General features: G+C 72.3%; 14 protein-coding genes. 5 read left to right on the top strand and 9 right to left on the bottom strand.

The window, feature by feature from the left end; translation table 11 throughout:
* Positions 1-33 precede the first annotated feature (33 nt).
* The gene (locus ACWGL3_RS25830) at positions 34-1,437 is read right to left on the bottom strand and encodes a GH1 family beta-glucosidase (RefSeq protein ID WP_267949468.1); all 1,404 of its coding nucleotides are present in this window, start codon (positions 1,435-1,437) and stop codon (positions 34-36) included.
* A gap of 217 nt (positions 1,438-1,654) precedes the next feature.
* Here ACWGL3_RS25830 and ACWGL3_RS25825 point away from each other — a divergent pair, with 217 nt between their 5' ends.
* Both ACWGL3_RS25825 and ACWGL3_RS25820 read left to right on the top strand, forming a co-directional pair.
* On the top strand, positions 1,655-1,828 hold the full coding sequence (locus tag ACWGL3_RS25825) for a hypothetical protein (protein ID WP_267949467.1): 174 nt from the start codon (positions 1,655-1,657) through the stop codon (positions 1,826-1,828).
* Positions 1,829-1,839: 11 nt separating this feature from the next.
* Positions 1,840-2,607, top strand: a complete 768-nt coding sequence (locus tag ACWGL3_RS25820; RefSeq protein WP_267949466.1) for a DUF1266 domain-containing protein — start codon at positions 1,840-1,842, stop codon at positions 2,605-2,607.
* 34 nt (positions 2,608-2,641) lie between these two features.
* Here ACWGL3_RS25820 and ACWGL3_RS25815 read toward each other — a convergent pair whose 3' ends face one another.
* From ACWGL3_RS25815 to ACWGL3_RS25790, 6 genes are all read right to left on the bottom strand, one after another.
* On the bottom strand, positions 2,642-3,658 hold the full coding sequence (locus ACWGL3_RS25815) for a methyltransferase (protein WP_431061500.1): 1,017 nt from the start codon (positions 3,656-3,658) through the stop codon (positions 2,642-2,644).
* A 12-nt stretch (positions 3,659-3,670) separates the two neighbouring features.
* The gene (locus tag ACWGL3_RS25810) at positions 3,671-4,756 is read right to left on the bottom strand and encodes a magnesium and cobalt transport protein CorA (RefSeq protein WP_267949465.1); all 1,086 of its coding nucleotides are present in this window, start codon (positions 4,754-4,756) and stop codon (positions 3,671-3,673) included.
* Positions 4,757-4,853: 97 nt separating this feature from the next.
* Positions 4,854-5,507: an alpha-ketoglutarate-dependent dioxygenase AlkB family protein gene (locus tag ACWGL3_RS25805; RefSeq protein WP_267949464.1), complete on the bottom strand. Its 654-nt coding sequence runs from the start codon at positions 5,505-5,507 to the stop codon at positions 4,854-4,856.
* A gap of 135 nt (positions 5,508-5,642) precedes the next feature.
* Positions 5,643-7,445 carry a hypothetical protein gene (locus tag ACWGL3_RS25800; protein ID WP_267949463.1) on the bottom strand — a complete coding sequence of 601 codons (1,803 nt, stop codon included), beginning with the start codon at positions 7,443-7,445 and terminating at the stop codon, positions 5,643-5,645.
* A gap of 272 nt (positions 7,446-7,717) precedes the next feature.
* On the bottom strand, positions 7,718-7,888 hold the full coding sequence (locus ACWGL3_RS25795; protein WP_267949462.1) for a DUF397 domain-containing protein: 171 nt from the start codon (positions 7,886-7,888) through the stop codon (positions 7,718-7,720).
* On the bottom strand, positions 7,885-8,625 hold the full coding sequence (locus tag ACWGL3_RS25790; protein ID WP_267949461.1) for a Scr1 family TA system antitoxin-like transcriptional regulator: 741 nt from the start codon (positions 8,623-8,625) through the stop codon (positions 7,885-7,887). The genes ACWGL3_RS25795 and ACWGL3_RS25790 overlap by 4 nt, the downstream gene beginning before the upstream one ends.
* Positions 8,626-8,723: 98 nt before the next feature.
* Between ACWGL3_RS25790 and ACWGL3_RS25785 the strand changes: the two genes are divergently transcribed.
* A complete protein-coding gene (locus ACWGL3_RS25785) occupies positions 8,724-9,005 on the top strand; it encodes a helix-turn-helix domain-containing protein (protein ID WP_267949460.1) in 282 nt (93 codons plus the stop codon).
* Between the two features lie 60 nt (positions 9,006-9,065).
* Here the strand turns inward: ACWGL3_RS25785 and ACWGL3_RS25780 are convergent, their stop codons facing one another.
* Positions 9,066-10,127, bottom strand: a complete 1,062-nt coding sequence (locus ACWGL3_RS25780) for an EamA family transporter (protein WP_267949459.1) — start codon at positions 10,125-10,127, stop codon at positions 9,066-9,068.
* Positions 10,128-10,198: 71 nt separating this feature from the next.
* Between ACWGL3_RS25780 and ACWGL3_RS25775 the strand changes: the two genes are divergently transcribed.
* A complete protein-coding gene (locus tag ACWGL3_RS25775; RefSeq protein WP_267949458.1) occupies positions 10,199-11,119 on the top strand; it encodes a LysR family transcriptional regulator in 921 nt (306 codons plus the stop codon).
* A 27-nt stretch (positions 11,120-11,146) separates the two neighbouring features.
* Here ACWGL3_RS25775 and ACWGL3_RS25770 read toward each other — a convergent pair whose 3' ends face one another.
* Positions 11,147-12,076 (bottom strand): LysR family transcriptional regulator, encoded by a 930-nt coding sequence (locus ACWGL3_RS25770; RefSeq protein WP_267949457.1) that lies wholly within the window; start codon positions 12,074-12,076, stop codon positions 11,147-11,149.
* A 317-nt stretch (positions 12,077-12,393) separates the two neighbouring features.
* Here ACWGL3_RS25770 and ACWGL3_RS25765 point away from each other — a divergent pair, with 317 nt between their 5' ends.
* Entirely contained in the window at positions 12,394-12,936 is a 543-nt protein-coding gene (locus ACWGL3_RS25765; RefSeq protein ID WP_267949456.1) for a GNAT family N-acetyltransferase, read from the top strand.
* Positions 12,937-13,001 lie beyond the last annotated feature (65 nt).

Below are 13,001 nucleotides of genomic sequence, written 5' to 3'. Positions count from 1 at the left end.
CCGCCGTCCGCGGGGCGCGGCGGAAGCCGCCCCTTACGAGCCCTGTCGGACGGCCTCGCCGGCCCTGCGGGCCCGGTGGGAGGTCAGGAAGTCGCGGTACCAGTGGTAGCTGTCCTTGGGGTGGCGCTCCAGGCGTTCGTAGTCGACCCGGACCAGGCCGAAGCGCCGGTCGTAGCCGTAGGCCCACTCGAAGTTGTCCAGCAGCGACCACACGAAGTAGCCGCGCACGTCGACCCCGGCCTCGATGGCCCGCGCCAGGGCCGCCAGGTGGTCCCGCAGGTAGTCGACGCGACCGGTGTCGCGGACGCGCCCGGTCTCGTCGGGCCGGTCGTCCTCGGCCGAGCCGTTCTCGGTGATGAGGATGGGCGGCAGGTTCGGGTAGCGGCGGTCGAGGTCGATGAGCAGGTCGGCGAAGGTGTCGGGGAGCACCGGCCAGCCCATGGTGGTGTGCCGTACCCCCTCGAAGTCCACCTGCTCGGTCCGGATGTCCACGGCCGTGCGGGCGGAGATGTCGGCCTCGGCGTGCGGGGCGTCGCGGAGCATGATCGGCCGGTAGTAGTTCACGCCGAGGAAGTCCAGGGGCTGGGCGATGATCTCCAGGTCCCCGTCGGCGCGGTACGAGCCGTCGGCCATGTCTCCCCAGACCTCGTCCTCGTTGTCGGGGTAGGCGCCCTTGAAGATGGGGTCGAACCACACGCGGTTGTGGAGCGTGCGTGCGCGTTCCACGGCGGCGCGGTCGGCGTCGGAGTCCGACGCGGGCAGCAGGTGGTCGGGGTTGAGGGTGATGCCGACCTCGCCCGCCGCGGCGGCGCGCAGTTCTCCGGCGGCCATGCCGTGGGCGAGGAGGAGGTGGTGGGCCGCGGCGAGCGCGGGGGCCCCCTCGCGGGTGCCGGGGGCGTGCCGGCCGATTGCGTGGCCGACGAAGGCCGAGCAGAACGGCTCGTTGAGGGTGATCCAGCGGTTGACGCGGTCGCCGAGGCGGTCGGCGACGATGCGGGAGTACTCGGCGAAGCGGTGGGCGGTGTCGCGCACCCGCCAGCCGCCCTCGTCCTCCAGGGCCTGGGGCAGGTCCCAGTGGTAGAGGGTGAGGACGGGTTCGATCCCGGCGCCGAGGACGGTGTCGACGAGCCGGTCGTAGAAGGCGAGGCCCTCGGGGTTGGGGCGGCCCCTGCCCGTGGGCTGGACGCGCGGCCAGGCGACGGAGAAGCGGTAGAGGTCCACTCCGAGGTCGGCCAGCAGGGCGACGTCCTCGCCGTAGCGGTGGTAGTGGTCGCAGGCGATGTCGCCCGTCTCGCCGCGCGCGACGCGTCCGGGGGTCCGGCAGTAGGTGTCCCAGATGGACGGTCCGCGCCCGCCCTCGTGGACTCCCCCTTCGACCTGGTAGGCGGCGGTGGCGGTACCGAACTGGAGGTGTGCGGGCAGTGTCGGGGCATCCATGGGGAGTCCTTTCTGGGAGCGCTCCCATCGTAGGTGATGTGACCCCTGGCACCAAGACCTTCTCCGTCACACCGCGAACACCGGGAGTGCACGGAAACCACTCCTTCCACTCCTCTTCCTCTCGATCGGAGAAATCCGGAACCCGCGGCCCGACGGAGGCGTCACACCTCGCGGCGCGCCCCACCGTCTCCGGGCGCGCGACGGAAGGAACCGGGGCATGGGCAGCAGCTGGACCGACCACGCGCACAACCGCAGGACCCGGGAGCCGGAGGAGACACCGGACTCCGCCCGCTCCCGGACGGCGGCCCCCCGGTGCTCCGCCGCCCCGGAGCGGAGCACCGCCGGGGCCCGACGCGAGGCGGAGGGGATCCGCCGCCTCCCGAACCCCTGAGGAGGGGCGCCATGGGACTGTTCTCCAAGCGGGCCAGGCTCCGGAGCGACCCCGCGGGGTTCTTCCAGGGGCCGCTGGCGCACGCCTTCGCCTCCGGGGCGCACATGCCGACGGCGGGGGGCGGGGTGTGGAACGCCGTCCACTCGTCGTGCTCCTGCTGCGACGCCGAGGACGAGCGGGCCAAGCTCCGGGACTCCTGGGGCATCACCGACACCGCCGGGTGGGACGGCGCGCTGCGCCGCCTGACCGACGACCACCGCCCCGCCTCGGACGTGACGGTCCTGCTGGACCTGCGCAACCGGGCGATGGCCCGCGCGCCCGGGCACCCCTTCGACGCGGGCGTGTGGCCGGACCTGATCGCCCACTGGTGCCGGGCCCGCGGCGCCGCCCACCGGGTCTACGAGGAGATGGTCCTGGAGGCCGCCCGGATCTGGGAGTACGAGGAGCGCATGGTCGAGGACGGGGTCCTCCCCCGGGGCGTGCCGGTGCGGACCGTGCGCGCCTACGACTTCGGCCGGGCGGTCAACCTCGCCCGGTGGGGCGTCAACGCCGGGTACGCCGACGAGCGGGCCGCGCACGGGCACATCCTGCGGGCGGGTGCGCAGTCGATGCGCCACCACGGCTCGTGGCAGGAGATGTCGGCGGGCTTCGTGCTGGGGCGGGCGATGGCCTTCGACGAGGGCTCGTTCGGCCCCTACTACACGGACTCGGTGGCGGCGCACAAGGTCCTGGCCGGTGATCCGGCGAGCCCGTGGCTCAACCTCCCCTGGCGGATGTGACGGGACGGGCGAGGGCGGAGGGCCCGCCCCATGGTCATGGCTGCGGGACGGGGCCGGCGACGAGGAGCCGCATCTCCAGCGGCAGGTCGAGGATCTCGCGCGTGGTGAGCCCGGCGGAGCGCAGCAGTTCCTCGTAGCCGCGCTCGGTCCGCTCGGCCCCCGGGGTCATCACCATCATGTGCACGTCCAGGACCAGCGACAGCCAGGGACGGCCCTCGTCGGGCAGGATGCGTTCGGCGACGAGCACTCTGCCGCCGGGGGCCATGGACCGGCGGCAGTGGCGGAGCAGACCGCGCGCGTCCTCGTCGGACCAGTTGTGCAGCACCCGGCTGAGCAGGTAGACGTCGGCGCCCTCGGGGACCCCTTCCCGGAAGTCGGCCTCGACCAGGTCGCACCGTCCGGCGTCCGCGAACGCCCCGAGGCGCTCGCGGGCCGCGGCGAGCGCGGCCGGGCGCTCCACCAGGACGCCGTGCGCGCCGGGGGCGGCGGCCAGGACCGCGGCGAGGAGCTCGCCGGCCCCTCCCCCGAGGTCGACGACCGTGCGCACCCCGCCGAAGTCGTACACGTCGGGGATGTGCGTGGAGAACCGGCCGCCCGCGGCCATGCCCGCGGTGTAGAGCTCCGCGTCCCGGGGGTGCCGTTCCAGGTACGAGAAGACGTCGGTGCCGTGGGCCTCGCCGAAGGCGGTCCGCCCCGTGCGGACGGCGTCGGCCAGGTGCTCCCACGAGTCGCCGAACATGTCGCTGTCGTAGAGCAGGGCGAGTTCGGCCATCCCGGAGGGGTGGCCCCGGCGCAGGTGGGAGCCGACCCGGGTGGGCTCGTGGCGGCCGTCGCGCTCGCGGACCACGCCCACGGCCGCCAGCAGCCGCAGCAGGCGGTCCAGCCGGTCCGGGTGCAGGCCGAGCCCCTCGGCCAGGGAGCCGGTGTCGGCCGGGCCCTCGCCGAGGCGGTCCAGGACCCCCAGCTCGACGGCGGTGGCGACCGCCCTGGACACCCACGCCCCCGTCATCAGCCGGATCACCTCGCGTTCGGCGGATTCCCCGTCGCGCACCGTGTTCCCTCCTCACAGCCAGCCGTTGCGTCGGAACACAACGTAGAGGCTGAGGCTGGAGAGCGCCATCAGAAGGAGGGACAGAGGCCAGCTGAACATCCACTCGAACCCGGGCCGGGGCGGGATGTTCATGCCGTACGCGGAGGCGATGAGGGTGGGCACGACCAGGATGCCGCCCCAGGACGAGACCTTCTTCATGGCCTCGTTCTGGGCCTGGTCGATGAGGGCGCTGTTGACGGACATGATGTTCTGGAGGATCTGGCGGAACCCCTCGGCGTGCTCGCGCACGGCGCTGACGTGGTCGGCGACGTCGCGGAGGAGGTTGTGCAGCGTGCCCCGGGCCTCGGCGGAGGCGTGGGGCGGTCCCGGGTCGGCCTCCTCGGGGCGCTCCATGAGCGCCATGAGGTCGGTCATGACGACGTCGAGCGGGTCGACCGCGCGGTGCAGGACGATGACCTGGCGGGCGAGCCGGTAGGTGCGGCGCGAGGCCTCCGGGTCGCCGTCGAGGACCTGGGTCTCGACCTCGTCGATGTCGTCCTGGATGTCGAAGACGACGGGCGCGTAGGCGTCCACGACCCTGTCGAGCACCGCGAGCACGACGGCCAGGGAACCGTGGGCGAGGACCCGCGGCTCGGCCTCCAGGCGGCCCCGGACGGCCTCGACGTCCACCTGCCCCCGGTGCCGGATGGTGATGACGAAGCCGCGGCCCCCGAAGAGGTGGAGCTCGCCGACCCGGACGGCCTCCCGGTCCCGGTCGTAGTGCGCCGGTCGCAGCACGACGAACAGGACGTCGCCGTAGGTCTCCACCTTGGGCCGCTGGTGGGCGACGATGGCGTCCTCCAGGGCGAGCCTGGGAAGGGAGAAGTGCCGGGCGGTGTCGGTGAGCTGCTCCTGGTCGGGCTCGTCCATGCTGATCCAGGCCATGAGCCCGCTGTCGCGGGCGAGGGCCCGGCGGGCCTCCTCGACGGAGTCGGCCTCGCGCTCCCGGCGCCCGTCGCGGTAGAGGACGGCGCGGACGGTCCCCGGCGAGTCCCGGGCCGGCAGTCGGGCGGCCTCGTGGCCCAGGGCCATCACGCGTTCGGGCGAGGAGTCGTGCATGGGCTTCCCTCCCGGGCGGTGGGTACTGTGCCCGATCCTGGCGGGGCGCGGGGGCCGGGGCGCGCCGACACGCCACGCCCGGGCGAACCGGGAGCGGTCAGCCCTCCAGGCCGGAGGCGCGGACGGTGATGTTGAGCCGTCCGGCCAGCCCGAGGGAGGGCGGGGCGGTTCCCGGCCGGGTGCGCGGAACGCCGTGGTAGGCCATGCGGGAGGGGCCGCCGAAGACGAAGAGGTCGCCGCTGCGCAGTTCGACGTCGGTGTAGGGGCGGGTGCGGGTCTCGGTGTTGCCGAAGCGGAAGACGCAGGTGTCGCCGAGGCTGAGGGAGACGACGGGTTCGCGGGAGAGCTCGTCCCTGTCCTGGTGCATGCCCATGCGGGCGTCGGCGTCGTAGAAGTTGACCAGCGCCACGTCGTAGGGGTCGGCGCCGGGCCCGGGCGGGGCGCCGTAGGCGGCCCCGACCGCGCGGGCGGCCAGGTCGGCGAGGACCGCCGGGAAGGGCCGGACGGGGGTGCCGTCGGGGAGGGTGCGGGAGTAGGAGTAGGGCTGCCAGTGCCAGCCGAGCCCGACCATCTGAACGCTCATCACCCCTCCGCGGGGCATCGGGTGCCGGCGCATCCCGGCGGGGCCTCGGGCCCAGTCGCGGCAGCGGCGGACCAGGTCGGCCTGGGCGTCCCCGTCCAGCCATCCGGGCAGGTGCACGGCGCCGGGGGCCACCTCCACCGGCGGGGAGCCGAACAACGCGTCGCTCATACCCCCATCGTCCCCGCGCGGGGCCCCGGCGCCAACCGCGGCTCCCGGGAAGCCCAGGAAGCTCCCCGGGCCCGGACGGCGGGCGCACGAGGGGAGCGCCCCGCCCCCGCGGCGGGGGCCGCGGGGGCGGGAGGGTCAGCGGCGCAGGAGTTCGCGGATGTTGACCACGAGCAGGAGCACCACGATGACCGCGATGGGGACGGCGATCGCGATCCGCCAGTCGGCGATGAACGCGGCCACGATCCCGACGGCGATCCCGATCACGAAGGCCGCGATCGCCAGACCGGTGAGGTACTGGACGAACTTGCGGCGGGCGACCGAGTCGACGGCGGCGAAGGCCACCACGACCCCGAGCATCGCGTAGAGCGTGAACTGCCCGTCCAGCAGGAACATGGGCAGGGCCAGGGACACCAGCAGGAGCGGGGTGCTCAGGGCCACCCACAGGTGCAGGAAGCGGGCGGTGCGCTGCTGGCCGGAGGAGTACGGCAGGTGCGGGGCCTTGAGGTGCCCGGTCGGCGTGGGCACCAGGGGCGTCTCGGAGGCCAGGGCCCGGAGGTGGGTGTCCCGTTCGTCCGCGGTCAGCACGCGCTTCTCGTAGACCTGGGCCAGCTCCTCCTCCAGGGCCTCGATCTGCTCGGTGTACTCGCGGGCGCGCGGCCGGGAGTGCGCCTCCCGGGACAGGGCCATGCGGGCGGAGTCGAGCTGGCGCAGCTCGTGGCGGCGGCGCAGGACGTCGGCGTCCATCTCGCGCAGGCGCTCGTCCAGGACGCCCACGTGGGAGCGGAGCTCGGCGCGGGCGGCGGCCTCGGTAGGCGCCACCTTCTGGAGGCCGACCCAGGCCAGCGGGTCCGCCCACGAGCGGCGGATGGTGCCGTCGCGCTCGTAGCGGGGGCCGCTGGGCGCGCGCTCCCCGTCGAAGAAGTCGCGGGTGTCGCGCCCCCACAGACCGCGGAAGCCCTTCAGCCAGGGGGTGTCGTCGTCGATCAGGACGGCGTACCACTCGCGGTCGCCGCCGGGGCCGAGGCGTTCGCCGTCGCCGCGCGCGTAGTCGACGAAGGGGACGCCGATGCCGTGGCGGTTGATCGCGCTGTCCGCGCGGAAGACGCGGTGCGCGATCCACTGCCAGACGCGGATGATGCCGCGCAGGAAGGAGGGGTCCACCTGGATGAGGTAGTCGCCGGGGAGCATCTGGTGGGAATGCGATCCCGCGCCGACGTAGACCATCGGGTGGTCGCCGTCCCGGTGCAGGTCCGGGTCGTTCCAGCTGCGCCTCAGGTCGTCGCCGTGGTACTCGTGCGAGGAGGCGCCGACCCAGACGGGGCGCGTGGTGCCGTCGGGGTTCTCGACGGCGTAGACGGTGACGCGCTCCCAGTCGGCCTCGTGGTCGTTGACCCCGCCGTAGATGGTCCGCCAGTCGTTCATCGCGTAGAAGAACCAGTACTGGAGGATGATGTAGCCGCCCTCGCGGGACACCCGGCCGTAGTAGGTGGCGCCGCCGTTGTCGACGCGCTCCCGGTACCGGGTCACCGCCGCGAAGGTGACGCCGCCGGGGACGGCGCCCCGGATGAGCAGGGAGAGCTTCATGAGGATGTCGAGGACCCGGCCCAGGACGCCGACGGCGGCGAGGCGGCCGCTCTTGGGGATGACCGAGCGGGCGACCCCCTTGTAGCGCCGGGCCTCCTCGCGCAGGGTCTCCTCCTGGACGAAGCGGAGGTGCTTGTGGCGCTCGGGCCACTCCTCCTCGGCCTGGGACAGACGGTCGAGGGTCAGCTCCCCCGCGGGGACCAGGACGCGTTCGCGTCCGCCGGGCTCCTCGATCCACAGGCTGCAGTTGCGTACGTAGGCGTCCACGTCGGTGGGGAAGAAGAGTTCCCCCTTCGTGCACATGAGCACGGGTTCGTGGGCGCGCAGGAGTTCGAGATCAGATTTCGCGGCCATGATCGCACCAAGCTAGTGCATTCGGACTGTCCGATACGCGAGGGGAAATCCCAGCTCAGAGCCCGTTCCCGTACGCAACGTGACGGTCTTCGCTGCTCAGATGGGCTGTGGCGGCGCGATGACAGCCGGTTTCCGGCCGAATCGGGCAGCTCTCACACCTCAGAAGTGGTGCGTATCACAGTTTGTCCGGTGCGCGGAAACCCCTGGAAGCGGACCCCGCCGATACCCCCGCCCGGTCGGACGACCGGGCGGGCACGGTCTCGGGGCGGCGACTACCGGGCCTCGGCCGCCAGTAGCGCGCGCCACTCGCCGGAGGGGAAGGAGAGGGTTCCCGCATCGCGGTTCTGCGTGTCGCGGACGTCCGCCCCGATCCCGGAGAGACGAGCCTCCACACAGGCCCCACTGTTCGCGGAGTAGGAGGATTTGAACCAGTCAGCAGTCACAGCAGTTCCCCCAGCAGTTCACGGGTGGTCTTGTGGGGCAACGCTAGCGCGTACGCGTCTCGGAGCAACTCGGTCACCCTGGGAAGAACTGCGTCTCCATAGACCTGATTCCCCTCCAAGTGGTCACTCGTCACGACATGTCGACCGTCCCGGAGCTGGAACACCATGATCGGGCCAGGGATACCCAGAAGAAGACTCTTCTCCGGGACCAGGTGAAGTGACACCCATTCCGGGAGTGACAGCAGGTGCTTGACTTGATCAGCACGAACCGCGTCCGGAACACCCGTCAATGCCGTCACGGGAAAAACCGCCCAAATATCTGAGGACAGGTGCCCTAAGCGCTCGGACCGCAACTGCGCGAGACGTTCGACGTCCCGGACTTTTCTACCAGCGCGGTACACCAGACGCGCATATGCCTGGCACCACAACAAGCCCGGAACCGTGACCGGTGAGATGAGATCAATCCGAAGCGCCTCCCTCTCCAAGGTGTCGACATCCCTCAGGAACGGAGGAAGGTCATCCCTGACCTCCTTCTTCCACGCCGCGAGGACGGCGCCGTTCGCCTCCAGAGCTTGATCCAGGGCGTCCACCGCCCCCCGCGTCGGATTCGTCTTTCCGGAGAGATACCGGGACAAGGACGCCTGAGAGACACGCGAGTGCGAGGACAGCGCGGCCTGCGTCATCCCGCTGATCTGGAGGTGGCGGCGGAGCACATCGGGGAAGTGAGGAGGCTTCACAGGAATCATTGTGGAACGCCTTCCAGCCGCGTGTCCGGCGTATCCCGAAACTCGTCGATCAGTGGAGCAACTTGACCGGCAGAGGCCACTTTGGAGGCATGGAACCAGCACGCAAGTCGACCAAGGAAGCCACGGCGTTCGCTACCCCGCAGCCGGCGGTGAACCACCGGTACGACCTGGAGGAGATCCTCGCCACCGGGCCCGACTTCTACCTGTTCACCGGGGAGGCCGCCCTGGCCCTGGGGGTCGGGGTCTCCACGGTCAGGCGCTGGTCGGACCGCGGACACCTCGTCTGCGCGAGGAACCCGCGCGGTGTGCGGTTCTTCCGCGCCGGAGACGTCTTCGCACTCCGAGAGGAGCGGACCGGCGGCCATCGGTGAGCACGGCAGGCCCAGGGGCCGCCGCCCGGACGGGCGGTGGCCCTCCGGCGTTCCCGGGGTTCAGGCGGCCCGGTCGGACTCTCGGGACCCGGGTGCCTCCGCCTGCTCCGCCTCCGGGGTCCCGCGACCGGCCGGGAGCACGGGCACGTCCCGGCCCTCGGCGGGAGGCCCCGCCGACGATCCGGGGACGCCCTCCCCCGCCCGGCTCCGGCGCACGGCCTCCGGGCCGGGCGCCGCGGGCCGGTCGCTCCGGTCACCCCGGGCCGCCCCCACCCCGGCGACCACCACCAGCGCCATGCCCACGACCTGCACGGCCACGGGCGCCTGGCCGATGACGACCAGGCCCATCACCAGGCTGACCGCGGGCTCCAGGCTGGAGAAGGTGCTGTAGGCGGTCCGGCCCATCCGCTGGAGCGCGACCATCTCCAGCAGGAACGGCACCATCGGGAAGAGCAGCGCGATCACCAGCGTGAACAGGATCAGGTCCACGTCCGGGGCGGCGAAGACGGCAGGCGCCCCGAAGGGTGCGCTGACCAGCGATCCCACCGTCATGGCCAGCGCCAGGCCGTGGACGGCCCCGAAGCCGGCGCCCACCCTCTGGGTCAGCACGATGTAGGCGACCACGCAGACCGCCCCCGCCAGGGCGAAGCCGACCCCGGCCAGGTCGAGGTCCCCCCGCCAGGGCCGGGTGAGGCAGAGCACGCCGAGCACGGCCGCGGCGATCCACACGAGTTCGCGCCGGCGGCGCATGGCGGCCACGGCCACGACGAGGGTGCCCAGGAACTCGATCGAGGTGGCGGCGCCGAGCTCGATCCGCGCCGTCGCCTCGGAGTAGAACAGCATCATCCCCGCGCTCGCCGTGCCCAGGATCACCACGGCCCCCAGTTCGCGCGGCGTCGCCGCGCGCACGGCGCGCCACAGGGAGCGACCGCCGAGAGCCAGCAGCAGGACCGCCGCCCACGTCAGCCTGAGCCAGGTGACGGTGGCGGGACTGGCGTGCGCGAACGCGGTGACGGCCAGGGCGCTGCCGGTGTGCAGGGTGAACATGCCGATGAGCAGCATGACCGGCGCCGGGACCTGGAAGCGGGCACGGCGCAGCGAGGACACGAATGAGGGGATCACCCGACCATTGGATCCGAGAGGTTCGTTTCTGTCCACGGACCGATGGTTGATGGACCGTGTAGTTTCGGTGGATGGATTTCACCCGGTTGGGTCTGCTCGTGGAACTGGAGCGCCTGGGCACGATGGCCGCAGTGTCCGAGGTCACAGGCATGAGCACGTCGGCGGTCTCCAAACACTTCGCCGTCCTGGAGAAGGAGGCCGGCGTCCCCCTCCTGGCGCCCGACGGCCGCCGCGTGCGCCTCACGCCGGCGGGGCGGCGGCTCGCGGAGCACGCGGTGGACATCCTGGCGCGGGTGGAGGCGGCCCGGGCCGAGTTCGAGGGCGAGGGCGAACCCGTCGGCCGCGTCGACCTGGTGATGTACACGAGCGCCGCGCCCGTGGTGCTTCCCGCCCTGCGGCGCCTGCGGCAGGACCACCCGGGCATCGAGGTCCAGCTGACCGAGCACGAGTCGGAGCAGGCGCTCACCCTCCTCCAGACCGGGGGCGCGGACCTGGGGGTCGTGTACCAGTACAGCCTTCTCCCCCGGGATTTCCCGGGAACCCTGACGGTGCGCCCGATCGGCGGCGAGGAGCTGCTCCTGTCCCAGCCGTCCGAGGGCGCGGACAGCCGGACCCTGACCCGGCGGCGGCTGCGGGAACTGTCCGGGGCGTCATGGATCGCCAGCCCCTACCGGGGGGACGAGGAGGCGCTGGTGCAGCGGATGTGCGCCGACGCCGGCTTCACGCCGCGCATCGCGCACCGCGTCGACACACTGGATCTGTTCGAGGAGCTGGTCGCGGCAGGGCTGGGCATCGGCGTGGTCCCGCGCCTGGCTGCGGTGACCCGCCGCGGCGTGGCGCACGCGCCCCTGGGAGAGCTGGGCGGGGTCAGGGAGGTCTTCCTGGCCGGCCGCACCGGCGGGTGGGCGTGGCGGCCGATCCAGCTGGTGGCGCGGTACCTGCACGAGGCGGCCGGGGAGGTCCTGGACGACGTCCCGCCGCTGCCCGCCTGAGCCCGGGCGCTGCCCCGGGCGCCCCGGTCAGCCCGCGATGGCGAAGGGTCCCACGGACGGCACCGGGACCTTGCTGGCGGCCTCCCGGACGGCGGTGAGCAGGGGCTCGGGGGACGAGCCGGCCCGGGACAGGGCGACGATGTGCCGGCGCGCCGTCTCGCGCACGCCCCGCACGACGATCTGCGGCGCGTGCAGCCCCGTCCAGGCCAGCCGCGGCATCAGGGCGATGCCCAGGCCGGCCTGCACCAGGGAGAAGACGGCGCTGAAGTCGTCGACGGTGTGCACCACGCGCGGCTGGAAGCCCGCCTGGTTGGCCGCGCCGGACACGCACTCGTGCCAGGCCGTGCCGGGCGCGGACATGATCCAGTCCTGGTCGGACAGGTCCTCGGCCAGGTGGAGGCTGGTGCGGGCGGCCAGCGGATGCTGGTACGGCAGGATCGCGTCGAGCAGTTCCACCATGACGGGGTCGACCCGGAAGTCGGGGTCGCCCGAGGCGGGCAGGTGCCGGGTGGACATGGTCAGGGCCACGTCCAGTCGCCCGGAGCGCACCATCTCGGCGCTCTCCTCGGGCTCGGCCTGGACGACCTCGAAGGACCACTCCGGGTGGCTGGTGCGCAGGCGCGCGAGGGCCGGGGCCACGAGGTCGCTGATCCCCGTGGAGAAGGAGCCGACGCGGATGACGCCGCGGTCGCCCTGCGCGTACTCGGCGAGGTCGGCGGTGGCCCGCTCCATCTCCGCGAAGATGACGTGCGCGCGCCGGAGCAGCACCCGCGCGGCGCCGGTGAGCAGGAAGCGGCGGCCCTGGCGTTCGACGAGGGGGACCCCGGCCTCCTTGGCCAGGACGGCGAGCTGCTGGGAGACCGCCGACGGGGTGACGTTGAGCGCCTCCGCCGTCGCCGCCACCGTGCGGTGGTGTTCGAGTGCCTGGAGGAGCTGCAACCGCCGAACGTCGATCATGCGCTCCAACTTATGACAGTACGAACAGGTTTCCGTGTGGTTTCCGTCCTGTTGCCCCAGCTCGGAAGGTGATTCCGTGCACACTGCCGAAGCGTGGCCCAACACCGGGCGAACCCTGGGTTTACCAAGGAAAGAATCGAACTAATTCTTCTACTGCGATCTCGTGCATCTCTTTTTTTCGTGTCACGCCCGTTCGGGTCGACACCGACACGTACAGTCGGAACACAGCTCAACCACGGGTCCCCGCTCTGGGGACCCCGGGGGATCAGCACCCAATGCTGGTGGGAACGGGTGAGAAGAACATGCAAACTTCGCTGATGACCAAACCTCGTACGACCGACGTCGGTCTCCTCAGCTTCCGCTACCTGGGCGCGCACGAGGTGGAGGAGCTCGCGGACCTGTGGGGCGCCCTCCACCAGCAGCACACCCTGAGCGCCTCGCACCTGTCGGACATCATCAGCGCCACGAGCCTGGACGAGTCCTGGCGCCGCCGCCGCGCCCAGTACCTGGCCTGGCTGTCGGACCCCGACACCATGGCGATCCTCGCCGAGAGCGGCGAGGACCTGGCGGGGTACGCGATGGTCACCATCCGCGAGAGCGCGCAGGGCAGCTGGGACCGCGGGACGCGGGTCGCGGTCGTGCAGACGTTCGCGATCGACCCGGAGTACGACTCCAGCGGGGTCGGGTCGAAGCTGCTGGAGGAGGTGCGCCGCCAGCTCGCCTCCATGGGCATCCGCGACATCGAGTTCTCCGCGCTGGCCACCGCGTCCGAGGACATCAGCTTCCTGGAGCGGGAGGGCTTCCGCCCCTTCGTGACGACCATGGTCTGCCGCGTGGACGGCTTCGGCGCCCACGACTGAGCCCCCTCTCCCCCGACGCCCACCGCGGACGCGTCCGGGCCCGCCCCCGAGGCGCGGGCCCGGAC

The organism is Nocardiopsis sp. NPDC055824 (assembly GCF_053616335.1).
This window is presented reverse-complemented; position numbering and strand designations above follow the sequence as displayed.

What these genes read in the sequence shown, in the direction of transcription:
- ACWGL3_RS25785 (WP_267949460.1), top strand. Translation starts at nt 8,724, where the DNA reads ATGGAACCAGCACGCAAGTCGACCAAGGAAGCCACGGCGTTCGCTACC.
- ACWGL3_RS25770 (WP_267949457.1), bottom strand. Translation starts at nt 12,076, where the DNA reads ATGATCGACGTTCGGCGGTTGCAGCTCCTCCAGGCACTCGAACACCAC.
- ACWGL3_RS25830 (WP_267949468.1), bottom strand. Translation starts at nt 1,437, where the DNA reads ATGGATGCCCCGACACTGCCCGCACACCTCCAGTTCGGTACCGCCACC.
- ACWGL3_RS25810 (WP_267949465.1), bottom strand. Translation starts at nt 4,756, where the DNA reads ATGCACGACTCCTCGCCCGAACGCGTGATGGCCCTGGGCCACGAGGCC.
- ACWGL3_RS25820 (WP_267949466.1), top strand. Translation starts at nt 1,840, where the DNA reads ATGGGACTGTTCTCCAAGCGGGCCAGGCTCCGGAGCGACCCCGCGGGG.
- ACWGL3_RS25800 (WP_267949463.1), bottom strand. Translation starts at nt 7,445, where the DNA reads ATGGCCGCGAAATCTGATCTCGAACTCCTGCGCGCCCACGAACCCGTG.
- ACWGL3_RS25765 (WP_267949456.1), top strand. Translation starts at nt 12,394, where the DNA reads ATGACCAAACCTCGTACGACCGACGTCGGTCTCCTCAGCTTCCGCTAC.
- ACWGL3_RS25805 (WP_267949464.1), bottom strand. Translation starts at nt 5,507, where the DNA reads ATGAGCGACGCGTTGTTCGGCTCCCCGCCGGTGGAGGTGGCCCCCGGC.
- ACWGL3_RS25775 (WP_267949458.1), top strand. Translation starts at nt 10,199, where the DNA reads ATGGATTTCACCCGGTTGGGTCTGCTCGTGGAACTGGAGCGCCTGGGC.
- ACWGL3_RS25825 (WP_267949467.1), top strand. Translation starts at nt 1,655, where the DNA reads ATGGGCAGCAGCTGGACCGACCACGCGCACAACCGCAGGACCCGGGAG.